At 74.5% G+C, this 16,062-nt stretch carries 15 protein-coding genes and 1 pseudogene; 9 read left to right on the top strand and 7 right to left on the bottom strand.

Features of this window, described 5'->3' with window-relative positions; all coding sequences use genetic code 11:
* Positions 1–1,168, top strand: a 1,168-nt coding sequence (locus tag FB476_RS16040; RefSeq protein WP_141821251.1) for a winged helix DNA-binding domain-containing protein, incomplete at its 5' end; no start/stop codon positions are given.
* A 35-nt stretch (positions 1,169–1,203) separates the two neighbouring features.
* Here the strand turns inward: FB476_RS16040 and FB476_RS16035 are convergent.
* Positions 1,204–1,896, bottom strand: a complete 693-nt coding sequence (locus FB476_RS16035; protein ID WP_141821249.1) for an MOSC domain-containing protein — start codon at positions 1,894–1,896, stop codon at positions 1,204–1,206.
* A 126-nt stretch (positions 1,897–2,022) separates the two neighbouring features.
* Between FB476_RS16035 and FB476_RS16030 the strand changes: the two genes are divergently transcribed.
* Positions 2,023–3,192 (top strand): glycerate kinase, encoded by a 1,170-nt coding sequence (locus FB476_RS16030; RefSeq protein WP_141821246.1) that lies wholly within the window; start codon positions 2,023–2,025, stop codon positions 3,190–3,192.
* Here the strand turns inward: FB476_RS16030 and FB476_RS16025 are convergent.
* The 3 genes from FB476_RS16025 to FB476_RS16015 all read right to left on the bottom strand — a co-directional run bounded on the left by FB476_RS16025 (position 3,189) and on the right by FB476_RS16015 (position 4,646).
* Positions 3,189–3,545 (bottom strand): VOC family protein, encoded by a 357-nt coding sequence (locus tag FB476_RS16025; RefSeq protein ID WP_141821244.1) that lies wholly within the window; start codon positions 3,543–3,545, stop codon positions 3,189–3,191. The two genes, FB476_RS16030 and FB476_RS16025, sit on opposite strands and share 4 nt — an antisense overlap.
* A 38-nt stretch (positions 3,546–3,583) precedes the next feature.
* Positions 3,584–3,925 (bottom strand): ferredoxin, encoded by a 342-nt coding sequence (gene fdxA, locus FB476_RS16020; protein ID WP_141821242.1) that lies wholly within the window; start codon positions 3,923–3,925, stop codon positions 3,584–3,586.
* Positions 3,926–4,001: 76 nt separating this feature from the next.
* The gene (locus FB476_RS16015) at positions 4,002–4,646 is read right to left on the bottom strand and encodes an NAD(P)-dependent oxidoreductase (RefSeq protein WP_141821240.1); all 645 of its coding nucleotides are present in this window, start codon (positions 4,644–4,646) and stop codon (positions 4,002–4,004) included.
* A 128-nt stretch (positions 4,647–4,774) separates the two neighbouring features.
* Here FB476_RS16015 and FB476_RS16010 point away from each other — a divergent pair, with 128 nt between their 5' ends.
* The 4 genes from FB476_RS16010 (at position 4,775) to xdhC (ending at position 10,672) form a co-directional block, all read left to right on the top strand.
* On the top strand, positions 4,775–5,791 hold the full coding sequence (locus FB476_RS16010) for a DNA topoisomerase IB (protein WP_141821238.1): 1,017 nt from the start codon (positions 4,775–4,777) through the stop codon (positions 5,789–5,791).
* 98 nt (positions 5,792–5,889) lie between these two features.
* On the top strand, positions 5,890–7,404 hold the full coding sequence (locus FB476_RS16005) for a xanthine dehydrogenase small subunit (protein WP_141821236.1): 1,515 nt from the start codon (positions 5,890–5,892) through the stop codon (positions 7,402–7,404).
* On the top strand, positions 7,401–9,848 hold the full coding sequence (xdhB, locus tag FB476_RS16000) for a xanthine dehydrogenase molybdopterin binding subunit (protein WP_141821234.1): 2,448 nt from the start codon (positions 7,401–7,403) through the stop codon (positions 9,846–9,848). Before FB476_RS16005 ends, xdhB begins: the two co-directional genes overlap by 4 nt.
* Positions 9,848–10,672, top strand: a complete 825-nt coding sequence (gene xdhC, locus FB476_RS15995) for a xanthine dehydrogenase accessory protein XdhC (RefSeq protein WP_141821232.1) — start codon at positions 9,848–9,850, stop codon at positions 10,670–10,672. The genes xdhB and xdhC overlap by 1 nt, the downstream gene beginning before the upstream one ends.
* Before the next feature lie 162 nt (positions 10,673–10,834).
* On the opposite strand, the pseudogene FB476_RS17040 reads toward xdhC, so the two are convergent.
* Both FB476_RS17040 and FB476_RS15980 read right to left on the bottom strand, forming a co-directional pair.
* A pseudogene (locus tag FB476_RS17040) lies at positions 10,835–11,110 on the bottom strand (DUF6328 family protein); the annotation flags it as partial.
* A gap of 67 nt (positions 11,111–11,177) precedes the next feature.
* Positions 11,178–11,453 (bottom strand): DUF7218 family protein, encoded by a 276-nt coding sequence (locus FB476_RS15980; protein ID WP_141821228.1) that lies wholly within the window; start codon positions 11,451–11,453, stop codon positions 11,178–11,180.
* An 85-nt stretch (positions 11,454–11,538) separates the two neighbouring features.
* Here FB476_RS15980 and FB476_RS15975 point away from each other — a divergent pair, with 85 nt between their 5' ends.
* Entirely contained in the window at positions 11,539–13,281 is a 1,743-nt protein-coding gene (locus FB476_RS15975; protein ID WP_141821226.1) for a GMC family oxidoreductase, read from the top strand.
* A 3-nt stretch (positions 13,282–13,284) separates the two neighbouring features.
* On the opposite strand, the gene rimK is transcribed toward FB476_RS15975, so the two are convergent.
* Complete coding sequence (rimK, locus tag FB476_RS15970) at positions 13,285–14,484, bottom strand: 30S ribosomal protein S6--L-glutamate ligase (RefSeq protein ID WP_141821224.1); 1,200 nt, start codon at positions 14,482–14,484, stop codon at positions 13,285–13,287.
* A gap of 26 nt (positions 14,485–14,510) precedes the next feature.
* On the opposite strand from rimK, the gene FB476_RS15965 reads away from it, so the two are divergent.
* Together FB476_RS15965 and FB476_RS15960 are read left to right on the top strand one after the other, a co-directional pair.
* Entirely contained in the window at positions 14,511–14,999 is a 489-nt protein-coding gene (locus tag FB476_RS15965) for an ATP-dependent zinc protease family protein (RefSeq protein WP_141821222.1), read from the top strand.
* Positions 14,999–16,027, top strand: coding sequence for a succinylglutamate desuccinylase/aspartoacylase family protein (locus FB476_RS15960; RefSeq protein WP_238329836.1), 1,029 nt, complete (start codon positions 14,999–15,001; stop codon positions 16,025–16,027). Before FB476_RS15965 ends, FB476_RS15960 begins: the two co-directional genes overlap by 1 nt.
* Positions 16,028–16,062: the final 35 nt, after the last annotated feature.

Genomic DNA, 16,062 nt, shown 5'->3' with positions numbered 1-16,062 from the left:
TCGACTGGCGCGCCGCCACGCGCTGCACCCCGACCACCGGGTGGACGGGCCGGTCGCCGCGACCCGCGCGCTGACGGTGCTGCACGCGACCGAGCAGGCGACGCCCTACCTCTCGGTGCACGCGCGGACGACCTCGACTCCCCTCGGCGACGTCGACGCAGCCCTCTTCCAGGAGCGCTCGCTGGTCAAGCATCCGGCGATGCGGCGCACCATCTTCGCCTTCCCGCGCGACCTGCTGCCCGCGGCGCTGGGGAGCGCGTCGGCCCGGGTGGCCGCCGAGGAGGGGCGCCGCCTCGTCCGTGACGCCGAGCACCACGGCATCGCCGACGACGGCGCCGTCTGGCTCGAGGCGGCCGCGCGAGCGGTCCTGGACAGGCTCGCCGGCTCACCGCCGCTCACGGCACGCCAGCTGCGGGAGGAGCTGCCCGAGCTCGCCGGGACGACGACGACCGGCAACCTCGACAAGCGCTGGGGTCGCACCGCCCCGGTGGCCCCCCGCGTGCTCACGATGCTCTGGGCCGAGGGGCGGATCACGCGCGGGCCCAACGCCGGCTCCTGGCGGGTGTCCCGCCCCACCTGGACCCTGATGACCGACTGGCTCGGCGCCCCGCTCGACCCGACCTCCACCGAGGAGGGCTACGCGGAGCTGGTGCGGCGCTGGCTGGGCAGCTTCGGCCCCGGCACCGAGGACGACCTCGTCTGGTGGCTGGGCTCGACGAAGACGGCGGTGCGCGCCGCGCTCGCCGACGTCGGGGCCGTCCGGGTGGCTCTCGACGGTGGGGCGCACGGGTGGGTGCTGCCCGGCGACGACGAGGAGGAGGGGCCGGTCGGGCCGTGGGCGGCGCTGCTGCCGACCCTCGACGCCACGACGATGGGCTGGCGCGGACGCGACTTCTACCTCGACCCGCGCGACGTGCCCTACCTGTTCGACACCAACGGCAACGCCGGCAACACCGCCTGGTGGGACGGACGGATCGCCGGCGCCTGGGCGCAGGACCCCGACGGCACGGTGCGCGTGGTGCTCTTGCCCGGCGGGGAGGAGCGTGTCCCGCCCGAGGGCCGGGAGGCGTTGGACCGGGAGGCGGCGCGGCTGTCGGCCTGGCTCGACGGTGAGGTCGTCACCAACGTCTACGCGTCGCGGCTCATGAGGGGCGAGCGGCTGCCCTGACCCCGGTGGCGGTAGGCCCCGAGCCGGGCGTTCCGTCAGGAGGTGGTCGCCACCACGGGGTCACCGACGGCGACCGTCCCCGGCACGACCACGTCGGCGTAGACCGCCAGGCACAGGTCGCGCTCGGCCCCGAGGGGGGTCAGCAGCCGGTCCCTGGGCTCGACGCCGTCCTGGGCGACGTCCACGGTGCGGCAGCGTGGCACCCGCTCCACCACGCGCAGCGTCGCGCCGCCGACGGTGACCTCGCGGCCGACCCACGACTCCTCCTCGAACGGCTCGCTCGTCTCCACCACGAGGTTGACCCGCAGCCGGCGCGGGTCGGCGTCGACGCCCCACTGCTGCCGGCACCACTCCAGGCTCGCGGTGCCGACGAGCGAGACGGCGCCCCCGTCCTGGTGCGGCACGTCGACCTCGGGCCGCACCGCCAACCCGGTCCCGGTATGCCGTGACAGCTCGGCGTCCAGCTCCGGGTCGTCGACCGCCCACCAGCCGCCGCCCGCACCGGTGACCGCGACGCCGTCGGCCGTGGTGGCCGCGGCATACGCCAGCACCTCGTCGCGCCGACGGAAGCGCCGGGAGTCCTTGGCCGAGGCGAGGCGGCCGTCGGTGTCGACGACGGCATACCAGCGGTCGCCCACCAGCCCTCGCGCGTCGACCTCGACGCGCTCCAGCGCCTCGCCGCCCATGGCCTTCACCGGATAGCGCCGGATCGTCACGACCTCGCTCATGCGGCGAGGCTACCGGCATTGCTCCGACTCACCCCACGTCGTTGTCCTGCTGGACCGATGCATCGGTCCAGCAGGACAACAACGCGTCGGAAGTGGAGACCGGGTTCCCGCGTCTAGGGTCGGGCCATGGCTTCCGAGCAGCTCACCGTCGTCGTCGCGCCCGACTCGTTCAAGGGAAGCCTGCCGGCCGACGAGGCGGCCGCGGCCATGGCCCGCGGGGCCCGCGCGGTCCTCGGCCCCGGCGCCACGGTGCTCGAGCGGCCGCTCGCCGACGGTGGCGAGGGCACGCTCGACGTGCTGCTCGCGGTCTGGGGGACGGAGCCGGTCGAGGTGGGCACGGTCGACGCGATCGGCCGCCCGCGCACCGGGCGATACGGGATCTCGCCGGACGGCCGCACCGCCCTGATCGAGGCCGCCGAGGGCAACGGGCTGCCGCACGTCTCGGACGTGCCGCTCCAGCCGCTCCGGGCCGACTCGCACGGCGTCGGTCTCATCGCCCGAGCGCTGCTCGACCGCCCGGAGTCGACGGACCTGCAGGAGGTCCTGCTCTGCGTCGGGGGCTCGGCCAGCACCGACGGCGGCACCGGGCTGCTCACCGGCCTCGGCGCCCGCTTCCTCGACGCGGACGGTCAGCCGGTGGAGCCGGGCGGGCAGGGCCTGGGCGCGATCCACGCGATCGACCAGGACGCCCTCCACCCCCGCGCCCGCCAGGTGGACTGGCGGATCGCGGTCGACGTCGACAACCCGGCCTGCGGACCCCGCGGTGCCGCCGCCGTCTTCGGCCCGCAGAAGGGCGCCTCGCCCGAGGACGTGCCGGTCCTCGACGCCGGGCTGGCCCACCTGGCGGGCGTGCTGGCCGCGATCACCGGGAACGACCCCGAGCAGCTGCGCACCGCCCCCGGCCTGGGCGCCGCCGGCGCGCTCCCTCTCGCGGCCTCCACCCTGCTCGGCGCCCGCCTGCGGCCGGGGGCCGAGCTGGTCGCCGACGCGGTGGGGCTGCGCGAGGCGCTGGCCACCGCCGACGTCGTGCTCACGGGCGAGGGCAGCCTCGACGAGCAGTCGCTCGGTGGCAAGGTCGTCGACGCCGTCCGCCGCACGGCGCCCGAGGGCTGCGCGGTGGTCGTGCTGGCCGGGCGGGTGGCGCTCGACGCCGCGGCCTGCCGGGAGGCCGGGATCACCGCGGCGCTCTCGATCGCCCCGGGTCCCGCCCCGCTGGAGGACCTCGTCGCCCGCGCGCCGGAGCTGCTCGAGGACGCGGCCGCGCACGCGTGCGCGCTGCTGGTGCGCCGGGCCTAGACCGAGCCCTCGAAGAGCCCGACCGTGTTGCCGTCGGGGTCGGTGAAGATCGCCCACCAGCTGGTCTCGCTGATCGGCGACCTCCCCATCTGCACGGTGCCGCCCATCGCGACGACCTTCTCGAGCGTCTCGTCGATCGAGTCCACCTCGACGTAGCTGCGCGGCTGGCTGAAGTCCTCGGACCGCGGCGCCAGGCCGCCGCCGCTGACCTGGTTGGGGGCCTGCCACATCGGGTAGCCCTCGAAGCCCTCGATCTCGGCGATCTGCCAGCCGAAGAGCGAGCCGTAGAACTCGGTGGCCCGCCCCATGTCGCTGACCGGGATGTCGATGTGGGTGATGTCTCCGTGCGCCATACCTGCTCCTTGATGGGTGGGTGGGGACGAACGATCGATCAGGGGGCGGGCGGCTGCGCCGCGACCAGCGGGGTGTCGACACCCACCGGCCCCAGCGCCGCCGCGCCGCCGGGGGAGCCCAGCGGTTCGTCCCGGCCGGGCAGGGTGTCGAAGAAGAAGTCGGCGTTGTCCTGCAGGTAGGGCGTGTGCTCGGTCGGCAGGTCGTCCTCGTAGTAGATGGCCTCGACGGGGCACACCGGCTCGCAGGCGCCGCAGTCGACGCACTCGTCGGGATGGATGTAGAGCATCCGGGCGCCCTCGTAGATGCAGTCGACCGGGCACTCCTCGACGCAGGCCCGGTCCAGGACGTCCACGCACGGCTGCGCGATCACGTAGGTCATCGGTGACCTCCTGACTGTCGACCGTCCCCCCAGTATCGACCCGGGGGGACGGTCGGACAACCGACCCGCGGAAGGGTCAGTGACCCACGGTGAACCGCTGGCGCGGGTGGGCGCCGGACTCGATCTCGTCGACGTAGGCCTTCGCGAGGTCGGTGCCCGAGATCTCCGAGGAGCCGTCCTCCTTGGTCACGAGCAGGTCGCCGCCGGTGCGGTAGCTGCCGGTCGTCTCGCCGGGGGCGAAGGAGCCGTAGAGCGCGGCGGGCGAGACGTAGAACCAGTCGAGGTCCTCCGGAGCCTGCCGCAGAGCCTCGAGCACGTCGGCGTGGGCCAGCGCCTCGGGCTTCCAGTCGTCGTGGAAGTCGGGGGTGTCCACGAGGCGGGGGCCGCCCTCGGCGACGAGCGAGGAGCCGGCACCGCCCACGAACGACAGGCGGGCGCCGTGCCTGCGCGCGGCCTCGACCAGCGTGGGCACGACGACCACCATCGGCTGCCCGTCCACGTCCGCGGCGTGCAGGGCCACGACGAGCTGGTCGGCGCCCTGCGCGGCCTCCTCGACGACGGCCGGGTCGGCCATCGAGCCGGTCCGGTAGTCGACGCCGTCGATCGGCTCGGTCGGCGCCTTGCGGCTGTAGGAGACGACCGTATGGCCGCGTCCCACCGCCTCCCGCGCGATGTTGGAGCCGGAGTAGCCGGTGCCGCCGAAGATCACGATGCGAGCCATGAGGTGAAGCCTTCCTGGTCGAGGGACGTATGACGTGTCAACGAACGGAGGCCGCGGTGCGATTCCCGCGGGTGGGACCGGGGCGGTTCGGGTTGCCGAACCGACCGCGCGCGACCGCATACTGCTCCATGGTCAGACTGCGCAGGGTCTCGCCCGACGAGCCCGGCTGGACCCGGCGCCGCGCGGGCAAGGGCTTCACCTACCTCGACGGCGACGGCACGAGGCTGCCCGCGGAGGAGGTCGAGCGCATCAAGGCGCTCGCGATCCCGCCGGCGTGGAGCGACGTGTGGATCTGCCCCCGCGCCAACGGCCACCTGCAGGCGGTGGGCACCGACGACGCCGGCCGCCGGCAGTACCTCTACCACCCCGACTGGCGCGTCCACCGCGACGAGGAGAAGTTCGAGCGGATCGTCGAGGCGTCGGCCGCGCTGCCCGCCGCGCGCCGGCGGGTCGCGCGCGACCTGCGCCGGGAGGGTATGCCGTGGGAGCGGGCCTGCGCGACCGCCGTCCGCATGCTCGACCTGGGCTACTTCCGGATCGGTCACGACGTCTACACCGACCTCAACGGCACCTTCGGGCTCACCACCCTGGAGCGCCAGCACGTCCGGTCGGTCCGGGGCGGGCTGCGCTTCTGCTTCGTCGGCAAGCACGGCGTGGAGCAGGAGCTGACGATCGAGGACGAGGACGAGGACGTCACGGCGGCGCTGCGGATCATGCGGCGCCGGCGGACCGGCTCCGAGCGGGTGCTGGCGTGGAAGGGCGAGCGCGGCTGGCACGACCTGGACGCCGACGACGTCAACGCCTACCTCGGCGAGCTCTTCGACGGCGACCTCACGGCCAAGGACTTCCGCACCTGGCACGCCACGGTGCACGCGGCCGTCGCGCTCGCGAGCAGTCCCGAGCCCGGCGACACGCAGGCCTCGCGCCGTCGCGCGATCAAGGCCGCGGTCGAGGAGGTCTCGGAGTTCCTCGGCAACACGCCGACGGTCGCCAAGGGCTCCTACATCGACCCCCGGGTCCTCGAGCACTACGAGGAGGGCGAGACCGTCACGGTCCCCAAGGCCACGGGGCGCTCGCCCGTGCGCCGGCAGGGAGCGGTGGAGGCTGCCGTCCGCGAGCTGCTCGGGGCCGGGGAGGACGACTGAGGTCCGGCCCGCACCTCCCGGGCCCCCGCAGGAAGGTCCTGCCCGGGGTGACGGGCCGGAGGTACGGTGAGGTCGTCGACGACGATGGGAGCCGGCAGATGACGACGACGTCGGTCCCCGCGGGCAGCGGGGGCGGCAACGACACGGGGACGGCCGCGCCTCCGGGCGTGACGGTCAACGGGGCGGTGCTGCCGCTGCAGGGCGTGACGCCGCACACCACGACCCTCGACTGGCTGCGGGGCCGCGGGCTCACCGGGGCCAAGGAGGGCTGCGCCGAGGGGGAGTGCGGGGCCTGCGCGGTGCTCGTCGCCTGCCCGGCCACCCGGCCCGACGGGCCGCCCACCGAGTGGGTCGCCGTCAACGCCTGCCTGGTGCCGGCCGCCGCCCTCGACGGCCAGGAGGTGCTCACGGCCGAGGGCCTCGGCCGCCCCGGTGCGCTGCACCCGGTCCAGCACGAGATGGCGGTGCGCGGCGGGTCGCAGTGCGGCTACTGCACGCCGGGCTTCGTCTGCTCGATGGCGGCGGAGTTCTACCGCCCGGGGCGGACGGCGACCACGGCGGACGATGGCAGGCACGACGCCGCCCCCGACCCCGAGCACGGGCCCAACGGCTTCGACCTGCACGCGCTCTCGGGCAACCTGTGCCGCTGCACCGGCTACCGCCCGATCCGCGACGCCGCCTACGCCCTCGGCGACCCCGATGAGACCGACCCCCTCGCCGCCCGCCGCGCCGACCCGCCCCCGGCACCACGGCATACCGTGCTGGAGGCCGACGGTGCCCGCTTCGTCCGCCCGCGCTCGCTGGGGGAGGCCACCGCGCTGCTCGCCGAGCACCCGGACGCCGTCGTCGTCGCGGGCGCGACCGACGTCGGGGTCGAGGTCAACCTGCGCGGCGCCCGCCCGCCCCTGGTGGTGGCGGTCGACCGCCTCGAGGAGCTGCGCACCCTCGGGCAGACCGACGACGAGATCCGCATCGGCGCCGGCCTCACCCTGACCGAGGTGGAGCGGGCGCTGGACGGCCGGGTGCCGCTGCTCCAGGAGCTCTTCCCGCAGTTCGCCTCGCGGCTGATCCGCAACGGCGCGACCCTCGGCGGCAACCTCGGCACCGCCTCGCCCATCGGCGACGCCGCCCCCGTGCTCCTGGCGCTCGACGCCTCGCTCGTCCTGGCCGGCCCGGAGGGTGCGCGGAGCGTGCCGCTCGCCGACTACTTCACCGGCTACCGCACCACCGTGCGCGCCCGCGACGAGCTCATCACCGAGGTCGTCGTGCCGCTGCCGCTGGCCGGCACGACGGCGTTCACCAAGATCGCCAAGCGGCGCTTCGACGACATCTCCAGCGTGGCCGTCGCCGTCGCCCTCGACGTCGTCGACGGCACCGTCGCGCGCGCCCGGATCGGCCTGGGCGGGGTCGCGGCCACGCCGCTGCGCGCCCGCCGCACGGAGGAGGCCCTCACCGGTGCCCCCTGGGACGGGGCGCCCGTCGCCCACGCCGCCGAGGTGCTCGGCTCCGAGGGCACGCCCATGTCCGACCACCGGGCCAGCGACCGCTACCGCCGCGCCATGCTCGAGCAGTCGCTGCTGCGGCTGCACGCCCGCTCGGCAGGTGCGGCATGAGCGCGCTGTCCCAGCGTCCGCCCGACCCCGTCGTCGGCCGCGCCGTCCCGCACGAGTCGGCCGAGCTGCACGTCACCGGGCACGCGCTCTACACCGACGACCTCGTGCCGCGCACCAAGGACGTGCTCCACGCCTGGCCCGTGCAGTCGCCCCATGCCCACGCCCGCGTCACCGGCCTGCGCACCGCCCCGGCGCTCGCGGTCCCCGGCGTGGTCCGCGTGCTCACCGGCGACGACGTGCCCGGCGTCAACGACGCCGGGGTGAAGAACGACGAGCCCCTCTTCCCCGACGAGGTCTGCTTCGTCGGGCACGCGGTCTGCTGGGTGCTCGGCGAGACCGCCGAGGCCGCCCGCCGCGGCGCCGCCGCCGTCGAGGTCGACTACGAGCCGCTCCCGGCGATCGTCTCCCTGCGCGAGGCGATCGCGGCCGAGAGCTTCCAGGGGGCCCAGCCGACCGTCGCCCGCGGCGACCTGGGGAGCGGCCTCGAGGGAGCGGTCCACACCTTCTCGGGCGAGACCGAGCTCGCCGGCCAGGAGCACTTCTACCTCGAGACGCACGCCAGCCTCGCCTCCGTCGAGGACGACGGGCGCATCTTCGTCCAGAGCAGCACGCAGCACCCCAGCGAGACGCAGGAGATCGTGGCGCACGTGCTCGGGCTGCGCAGCTCCGAGGTCACCGTGCAGTGCCTGCGCATGGGCGGCGGCTTCGGCGGCAAGGAGATGCAGCCGCACGGGTATGCCGCGATCGCGGCCCTGGGTGCACGCCTCACCGGGCGACCGGTCCGGCTCCGGCTCACCCGCACCCAGGACCTGACGATGACGGGCAAGCGGCACGGCTTCCACGCGAGCTGGCGGGTGGGCTTCGACGCCGACGGCCGGTTGCAGGCGCTCGAGGCGACGCTGACCTCGGACGGCGGCTGGAGCCTCGACCTGTCCGAGCCGGTGCTCGCGCGGGCGCTGTGCCACGTCGACAACGCCTACTGGATCCCGCACGTGCGGCTCACCGGCCGGATCGCGCGGACCAACAAGACCTCGCAGACGGCCTTCCGCGGCTTCGGCGGACCGCAGGGCATGCTCGTCATCGAGGACGTCCTCGGCCGCTGCGCCCCGCTGCTCGGGCTGGAGCCGCACGAGCTGCGGCGCCGCAACTTCTACGAGGACGGCCAGAGCACTCCCTACGGCCAGCGCATCACGCAGGCCGGGCGACTCGTCACCGCGTGGGAGCAGGTGGCCTGCAGCGGCGAGCTGGAGCGCCGGCGGGCCGAGGTGGCCGAGTTCAACGCGACCCACGAGCACGCCAGGAGGGCGATCGGGGTGACGCCGGTGAAGTTCGGCATCTCCTTCAACCTCACGGCCTTCAACCAGGCCGGGGCGCTCGTCCACGTCTACAAGGACGGCTCGGTGCTGGTCAACCACGGTGGCACCGAGATGGGCCAGGGGCTGCACACCAAGATGCTCCAGGTCGCGGCCACCACCCTCGGCGTCCCGCTGGGGTCGGTGCGCCTGGCCCCGACGCGGACCGACAAGGTCCCCAACACCTCGGCGACCGCGGCCTCCTCCGGCGCCGACCTCAACGGTGCCGCGGTCAAGGACGCCTGCGAGCAGATCCGCGAGCGGCTGGCACAGGTGGCGGCGCAGCGCCTCGGGGTGCCGGCGCCCGACGTGCGTTTCTCCGACGGCGTGGTCTCCGGGCTCGGCACGGACGAGACCGTCCCGTGGGACGACCTGGTGCGCAGCGCCTACTTCGCCCGGGTCCACCTCTTCGCCGCCGGCTACTACCGGACCGAGGGCCTGCACTGGGACTCCCGCGAGATGCGCGGCAGCCCCTTCAAGTACTTCGCCCACGGCGTCGCCGCGACCGAGGTCGAGGTCGACGGCTTCACGGGGGCCTACCGGACCCTGCGCGTCGACATCGTGCACGACGTCGGCGACAGCCTCTCCCCGCTCGTCGACCTGGGCCAGATCGAGGGTGCCTACGTGCAGGGTGCGGGCTGGCTCACCCTCGAGGACCTGCGGTGGGACGAGTCCGACGGCGACGGGCGCGGCCGCCTGCTCACCCAGAGCGCCAGCACCTACAAGCTGCCGAGCTTCTCCGAGCTGCCGCCGGTGTTTCACGTGAACCTTCTCGAGCAGGCGCACGAGGAGGGCGCGGTCTACGGCTCCAAGGCGGTCGGCGAGCCGCCCCTCATGCTCGCCCTGTCGCTGCGCGAGGCGCTGCGCCAGGCGTGCGCGGCCTTCGGCCCGGCGGGCACGAGCGTCGACCTGGCCAGCCCGGCCACCCCGGAGACGGTCTTCTGGGCGCTGCAGGAGGCCCGCTCGGCGCACGGCGTCTCCGCCGGCCACGTCGACCCGGCCGCGGACCGCCGGCCCCCGGGGCCCGACCCCGCGGCGCCCGAGCGCCGGCCGGAGTCCGAGGCCGTGCTCGCGGAGCTCGCGGAGGACTGATGCGCTGGCTCGCCGCGGTGGAGCACCTGCGGACGCGCCGGGAGCCCGGCGTGCTCGTCACCCTGACGTCGGTGCGCGGCCACGCCCCGCGCGAGGCCGGCGCCAAGATGGTGGTCTCGGCGGAGCGCACCTGGGACACCGTCGGGGGCGGCAACCTCGAGGCGCTCGCCGTCGAGCGGGCCCGGGCGATGCTGGGCGAGGGCACCCGTCGTCCGGAGACGTTCTCGACCACGCTCTCGGAGAAGGCCCCCGCCCGGCACGGTGTGCAGTGCTGCGGCGGCGAGGTCGACGTCCTCCTCGAGCCGTTGCCCGTCGTGCCCGCGGTCGCGATCGTCGGCCTGGGCCACGTGGGCCACGAGCTGGCCCGGGTCCTCGCCCGCCACGACCTCGACCTGCACCTCGTCGACACCCGGCCCGAGGCCCTCTCGGACGAGGCCCTCGCGCCGCTCGCCGACGCGCACGCCCGGGTGCACCCGCACCGCATACCCGTGCTGCCGGAGCTCGTGCTCGGCACGCTGCCCGCCGGCACCCACGTGCTCGTGATGACCCACGACCACGCCGAGGACGCGGCCGTCGTGGACGCCGCGCTGCGGACCGAGGGGCTGGGGAGCGTCGGGCTGATCGGCTCGCGCACCAAGTGGGCGCGGCTCCGGCGCCGGCTCGTCGAGGGCGGGCTCGTGGAGGAGGTCGTCGACCGCGTGGTCACGCCCATCGGTCTGCCCGACCTGGTCGGCAAGGAGCCGGCGACCATCGCGGTGAGCGTCGCGGCCGACCTGCTGGTGCGCTTCGCCGCCACCGACCGGGCGGCGCGCACCCGTCGGTGACGGCTCAGGTGCTCTGCCTCCGGAGCCAGTGCGGCACCGCCCACCAGACGACGCCGAAGACGACCACCGAGACGCCCCCGGCGACGTAGCCCGCAGGCTCGGCTCGCCCAGGACCACCCCGAAGACGAGCAGCAGCACGCTCGCCATCGTCAGGCCCAGCGTCACGAGACCGGCCCGCGCCATCACGTGGGAGACCTGCACCAGCTCGGCCTTCATGTGCCGCCGGAAGAGCGCCCGGTGCACGCTGACCGGCCCGACGAGCAGCACGGTCGTGACGAAGGCCAGCACGATCGCGACCAGGAAGACGTAGCGGTGCTCGGTGCCGAGGTCGACGAAGCGTGCCTGGAAGGGCAGCGTCATGAGGAAGCCGGCGAGGATCTGGGTGCCGGTCTGCAGGACGCGCAGCTCCTGGAGGAGCTCGACGAAGTTGCGGTCCATCCGCTGGTCGCGCGACTCGGACCGGTCGTCGTCCGGGTGCGGGGCGTGCTCGCTCACGGCCGACGGTTTACTCTCGCAGCGCCGTGATCAGCTCGTCCTTGGTCATGTCCGAGCGGCCCTCGACGTCGAGCTCGGCCGCCCGCTCGCGCAGCTCGTCGACCGTCCAGTCCTCGTAGGACCCGCTCGAGCCGCCCTTGCTGCCGACCTCCTCGCGGGAGGTGTTGGCGGCCGCGTTGGAGATGGCCGCCGCCTTCGCCTTGCTCGCGCCGTCCTCGCGCAGGGACTCGTACATCTCCGGATCCTTGACGCTGGGGCCGGGGTCGTCCTTCTTCTTCTCAGCCATCCCCTCACTGTCGTCCTGCCCCCCTCTCCCGTCCACCGCAGGCGGCCTGTTCCCGGCAGGCCGCGGGGGCGCTAGCCTCGCGCGTATGCCGTCCCGCGCCGAGACCGAGCACACCGACGTGGTCGTGGTGGGCAGCGGCTTCGGCGGGAGCGTGGCCGCGCTGCGGCTGACCGAGAAGGGCTACCGCGTCACGGTGCTCGAGGCGGGTCGCCGGTTCGCCGACGAGGACTTCGCCCGCACCTCCTGGGACCTGAGGCGCTTCCTCTGGGCGCCGCGGCTGGGACTGCGCGGCGTGCAGCGCATCCACGTGCTCCCCGACGTGCTCGTGCTCGCCGGTGCCGGGGTCGGAGGCGGCTCGCTCAACTACGCCAACACGCTCTACCGGCCGCAGGCCGACGCCTTCTACGACGACCCCCAGTGGGCGCACATCACCGACTGGCGGGCCGAGCTCGCGCCCCACTACGACACCGCGACGCGGATGCTCGGCGTGGTGACGAACCCGGCCCCCACGCCCGTGGACGACCTCTACCGCGAGGTCGCCGAGGAGCTCGGCGTCGGGCACACCTTCCGGCTCGCGCCGGTCGGCGTCTTCTTCGGCCGGGACGGTCGCAGGGAGCCGGGCGTCGAGGTCGCGGACCCCTACTTCGACGGGACCGGCCCGCGCCGCACCGGCTGCACCGAGTGCGGTGGCTGCATGGTCGGCTGCCGGGTCGGCGCCAAGAACACCCTGGTCAAGAACTACCTGTGGTTCGCCGAGCGGGGCGGTGCTCGCGTCGTCCCGGACACCACGGTCGTGCGGATCCGACCCCGGCCGCAGGGCGGGTATGCCGTGGAGACGGTCCGCTCGGGCGCGCTGCTCGGGCGTCGCGCGCCACGGCACACCCTCACCGCCGACCACGTCGTGCTGGCGGCGGGCACCTGGGGGACCCAGCACCTGCTGCACCGGCTCAAGCAGGACGGCGACCTGCCGCACCTGTCCGACCGGCTGGGCGTGCTCACCCGGACCAACTCCGAGGCTCTCGTCGGTGCGCTCGTGCCGCCCGGGCGCCGCCACCGCGACCGCCGGCTCGACTTCACGCGCGGCGTCGCGATCACGAGCAGCTTCCACCCCGACCCGGACACCCACGTCGAGCCGGTGCGCTACGGCAACGGGCAGAACGCCATGGGGCTGCTCACCACGCTGCTCGTCGACGGTGGTGGCCGGGTGCCGCGGCCGGTGCGCTGGCTGGGGCAGGTCGCGCGGCACCCGGTGCGGGCGGCCGGGATGCTCGCGGGCATCAACTCCTGGTCCGAGCGCGGGACCATCGCGCTGGTCATGCAGAGCCTCGACAACTCGATCACGGTGCGCGCGGGGCGCGGGCCGCTCGGCGGTTTCCGGCTTACCTCGGGCCGCGGCCACGGCGAGCCCAACCCGACCTGGATCCCGGCGGCGCACCGCGCGGCCCGGGCTCTGGCCCGGCGCATCGGCGGCTTCCCGGCCGGCAGCGTCGGCGACGTGCTCGACGTCCCGATGACCGCGCACTTCCTCGGCGGCTGCGCGATCGGGGAGAGCGCCGGGACCGGGGTCGTCGACCCCTACCACCGGGTCCACGGGCACCCGGGGCTGCACGTCGTCGACGGGTCGACGGTCTCGGCCAACCTCGGTGTCAACCCCTCGCTGACGATCACCGCGCAGGCCGAACGGGCCCTGTCGCTGTGGCCGGTCAAGGGGGAGCCGGACCCGCGCCCGGCGCCCGGGGAGCCCTACCGGCGCCTCGAGCCGGTGCCCCCGCGGATGCCGCTGGTGCCGCCGGCGGTGGCTCGCCGGCTGCCGGTCACGCCGGCCTGAGCGTCAGGCCGTCTCGGTCTCGACGATCGGCTGCCGCGGCAGCCTGCGCACCCGCTTGGGCCGACGGCTGCGCGCGGGGATGAGCGAGCGCATGCTCTCGTGCCGCCCGAAGCACAGCAGCCGGTCGCCCTCCTCCAGCTCCTTGGACGGGCCGGGGTTGGGCACGACGCGGGTGCCACGGTGCAGCGTCAGCACCTGGACGTCCTTCTCCAGCAGGCCGGACTCGCCGATCGTGCGGCCCACCAGCTCCGAGCCGGTGTGGACCGCGATCTCGGCCACGCCGTATCCCGTGGAGACGGAGAGCCGCTGGCGCACGTCGATGTCGGGGAAGCCGGCCTGGTCGGCGATGTAGTCGACGATCGCGCCCGCGACGTCGAGCTTGGTCGCCGTCTCGATGCCCTGCAGGCCCGGGGAGGAGTTGACCTCCATGACGAGCGGGCCGTCGCTGCCCTCGAGCATGTCCACGCCGGCCACGCGCAGGCCCATGATGTGGGCGCTGCGGACCGCCACCTCGGCATACTCCGGGTCGAGGTCGACCGCCTCCACGCTGCCGCCGCGGTGCACGTTGGAGCGGAACTCGTCGCCGGAGGCGCGGCGCCGCATCGCCGCGACCACCCGGTCGCCGACGACGAGCGCGCGGATGTCGGTGCCCCTGCTCTCCTTGACGAAGCTCTGGATGAGCACCTGCTGGTTGGTGCCGTGCAGGGTCTCGATGATGGCCTCGGCGACCTTCATCTCGGGCGCGAGGATGACGCCGATGCCCTGGGTGCCCTCGAGCAGCTTGATGACGACCGGGGCGCCCCCGACCATCTCGATCGCGTGCGGGATCTCGTCGCGGTTGCGCACGAAGACGGTGGCCGGCATCGCGATCTCGTGACGCAGCAGGATCTGGCTGGCGCGCAGCTTGTCGCGGCTGTTCATGATGCCGTTGGCGGTGTTGGGCGTGTAGACGTCCATCTGCTCGAACTGACGCACGACGGCGGTGCCGAAGTAGGTGACCGAGGCGCCGATGCGGGGCAGCACCGCGTCGTAGGAGGACAGCGGTCGACCCCGGAAGTGCAGGTCCGGCTCGGGCCCCGACAGGTCGATCCCGAAGCGCAGCGTGTCGAGGACCTTCACCTGGTGACCGCGCTGCAGTGCGGCCGTGCGCAGCCGCTGCGTGGAGTAGGCGCGCAGCGACCGGGACAGGATGGCGAGTTTCACGAACGGGGTCCTGACAAGATGTGGGGGTGCCTGGTCCCGACTATGAAACCACCCCCGCCCCGACCGTCGTCGGCTGGCGTGAGTGGGTCCGCCTCGACGCTCTCGGCGTGCCCTGGATCAAGGCCAAGATCGACACCGGAGCGCGCACCTCGTCGCTGCACGCCTTCGACCTCCGCGAGATCGAGGTGGACGGGCAGCGGTGGGTGCGCTTCGACGTCCACCCCTGGCAGGCGACCGCCGAGGACTCCGTGACGGTCGAGCTGCCGGTGCACGACGTCCGCACCGTCCGCAGCAGCTCGGGGCACCAGGAGACGAGGTATGTCGTGCTCGTCCCGATGGTCCTGGCGGGCCGCGAGGTGCAGGCCGAGGTGACGCTCACCGGCCGCGACGAGATGGGCTTCCGGATGCTCGTGGGCCGCGAGGCGCTGGTGCAGGGCTTCCTCGTCGACCCGGCCGTCTCCTACGCGGGCGGGCGGCCCCCGCGGGCCGTGCGCCGCCGCAACTGGGGCCGCTAGTGGGCCGCGCGCTGCGGCCGTCGTTCGCGATCGGCACGGTCCGGGTGCGGGCGGGGGCGCGACGCGAGGTGTCGCTGCCCATCACCCGGCTCATCACGGGCGCCGAGGTCAGCCTGCCGGTCCACGTGCTGCACGGCCGCGAGGAGGGCCCGACGGTGTGGATCGACGGCGCCATCCACGGCGACGAGGTCGTCGGCATCGAGATCGTGCGCCGCGTGCTGCAGCAGGTCTCGGCCAGGGAGATCCGCGGCACGCTCATCGCGGTGCCGATCGTCAACGTCCTCGGCACGATGACCGGCGACCGCTACCTGCCCGACCGCCGCGACCTCAACCGCAGCTTCCCCGGGTCGGCGCGCGGGTCGCTGGCGGCCCGCATCGCGCACCTGATGATGACCGAGATCGTCGCCAAGAGCGACGTCGGCATCGACCTGCACACCGCCTCCGACCGGCGCAGCAACCTGCCGCAGATCCGCTGCGACCTCGAGGACGACCGCACCCGCGAGCTGGGCGAGGCGTTCGGGGCGCCGGTGCTCTACCACGCGCGGCTCCGTGACGGCTCGCTGCGCTCGGCGGCCGTCGACCGCGGGGCCCGCGTGCTGCTCTACGAGGCGGGCGAGGCCTGGCGCTTCGACGAGTGGGCGATCACCGCGGGCGTCGACGGCGTGCTGCGGGTGCTGGTGCGGCTCGGCATGATCGACCCGCCGCCGGGGCTGGAGGACCCCGAGCACCCCAGCGACGTCTGCTGGCGCAGCGGCTGGGTCCGGGCGCGCCGGACCGGGATCCTGCGGCTGGACGCCCAGCTCGGGCAGAAGGTGCGCGAGGGGGAGCGGCTCGGCGAGCTGCTCAACTCCTTCGGGCGCCGGCTGGCCCTCGTGAAGGCCGACCGCGACGGCATCGTCATCGGTCGGACCGAGGCGCCGCTGGTCAACAGCGGGGACGCCCTCGTGCACATCGGCTCTCCGGAGCCGGGGACGGGAGAGGAGGCCGACGGCGGCCTCACCGACCCGGCCGACGAGGGCCTGGTCTGAGGGGCCGGGACGGGTTGGCCGGGTCCCCACGCTGG

This window comes from Ornithinimicrobium humiphilum (assembly GCF_006716885.1).
In the GTDB taxonomy this organism is placed as follows: Bacteria; Actinomycetota; Actinomycetes; order Actinomycetales; family Dermatophilaceae; genus Ornithinicoccus; species Ornithinicoccus humiphilus.
This window is presented reverse-complemented; position numbering and strand designations above follow the sequence as displayed.

Coding starts and splice junctions, on each gene's coding strand:
- FB476_RS16035 (WP_141821249.1), bottom strand. CDS start 1,896: ATGAGCGAGGTCGTGACGATCCGGCGCTATCCGGTGAAGGCCATGGGC.
- FB476_RS16030 (WP_141821246.1), top strand. CDS start 2,023: ATGGCTTCCGAGCAGCTCACCGTCGTCGTCGCGCCCGACTCGTTCAAG.
- FB476_RS16025 (WP_141821244.1), bottom strand. CDS start 3,545: ATGGCGCACGGAGACATCACCCACATCGACATCCCGGTCAGCGACATG.
- fdxA (WP_141821242.1), bottom strand. CDS start 3,925: ATGACCTACGTGATCGCGCAGCCGTGCGTGGACGTCCTGGACCGGGCC.
- FB476_RS16015 (WP_141821240.1), bottom strand. CDS start 4,646: ATGGCTCGCATCGTGATCTTCGGCGGCACCGGCTACTCCGGCTCCAAC.
- FB476_RS16010 (WP_141821238.1), top strand. CDS start 4,775: ATGGTCAGACTGCGCAGGGTCTCGCCCGACGAGCCCGGCTGGACCCGG.
- FB476_RS16005 (WP_141821236.1), top strand. CDS start 5,890: ATGACGACGACGTCGGTCCCCGCGGGCAGCGGGGGCGGCAACGACACG.
- xdhB (WP_141821234.1), top strand. CDS start 7,401: ATGAGCGCGCTGTCCCAGCGTCCGCCCGACCCCGTCGTCGGCCGCGCC.
- xdhC (WP_141821232.1), top strand. CDS start 9,848: ATGCGCTGGCTCGCCGCGGTGGAGCACCTGCGGACGCGCCGGGAGCCC.
- FB476_RS15980 (WP_141821228.1), bottom strand. CDS start 11,453: ATGGCTGAGAAGAAGAAGGACGACCCCGGCCCCAGCGTCAAGGATCCG.
- FB476_RS15975 (WP_141821226.1), top strand. CDS start 11,539: ATGCCGTCCCGCGCCGAGACCGAGCACACCGACGTGGTCGTGGTGGGC.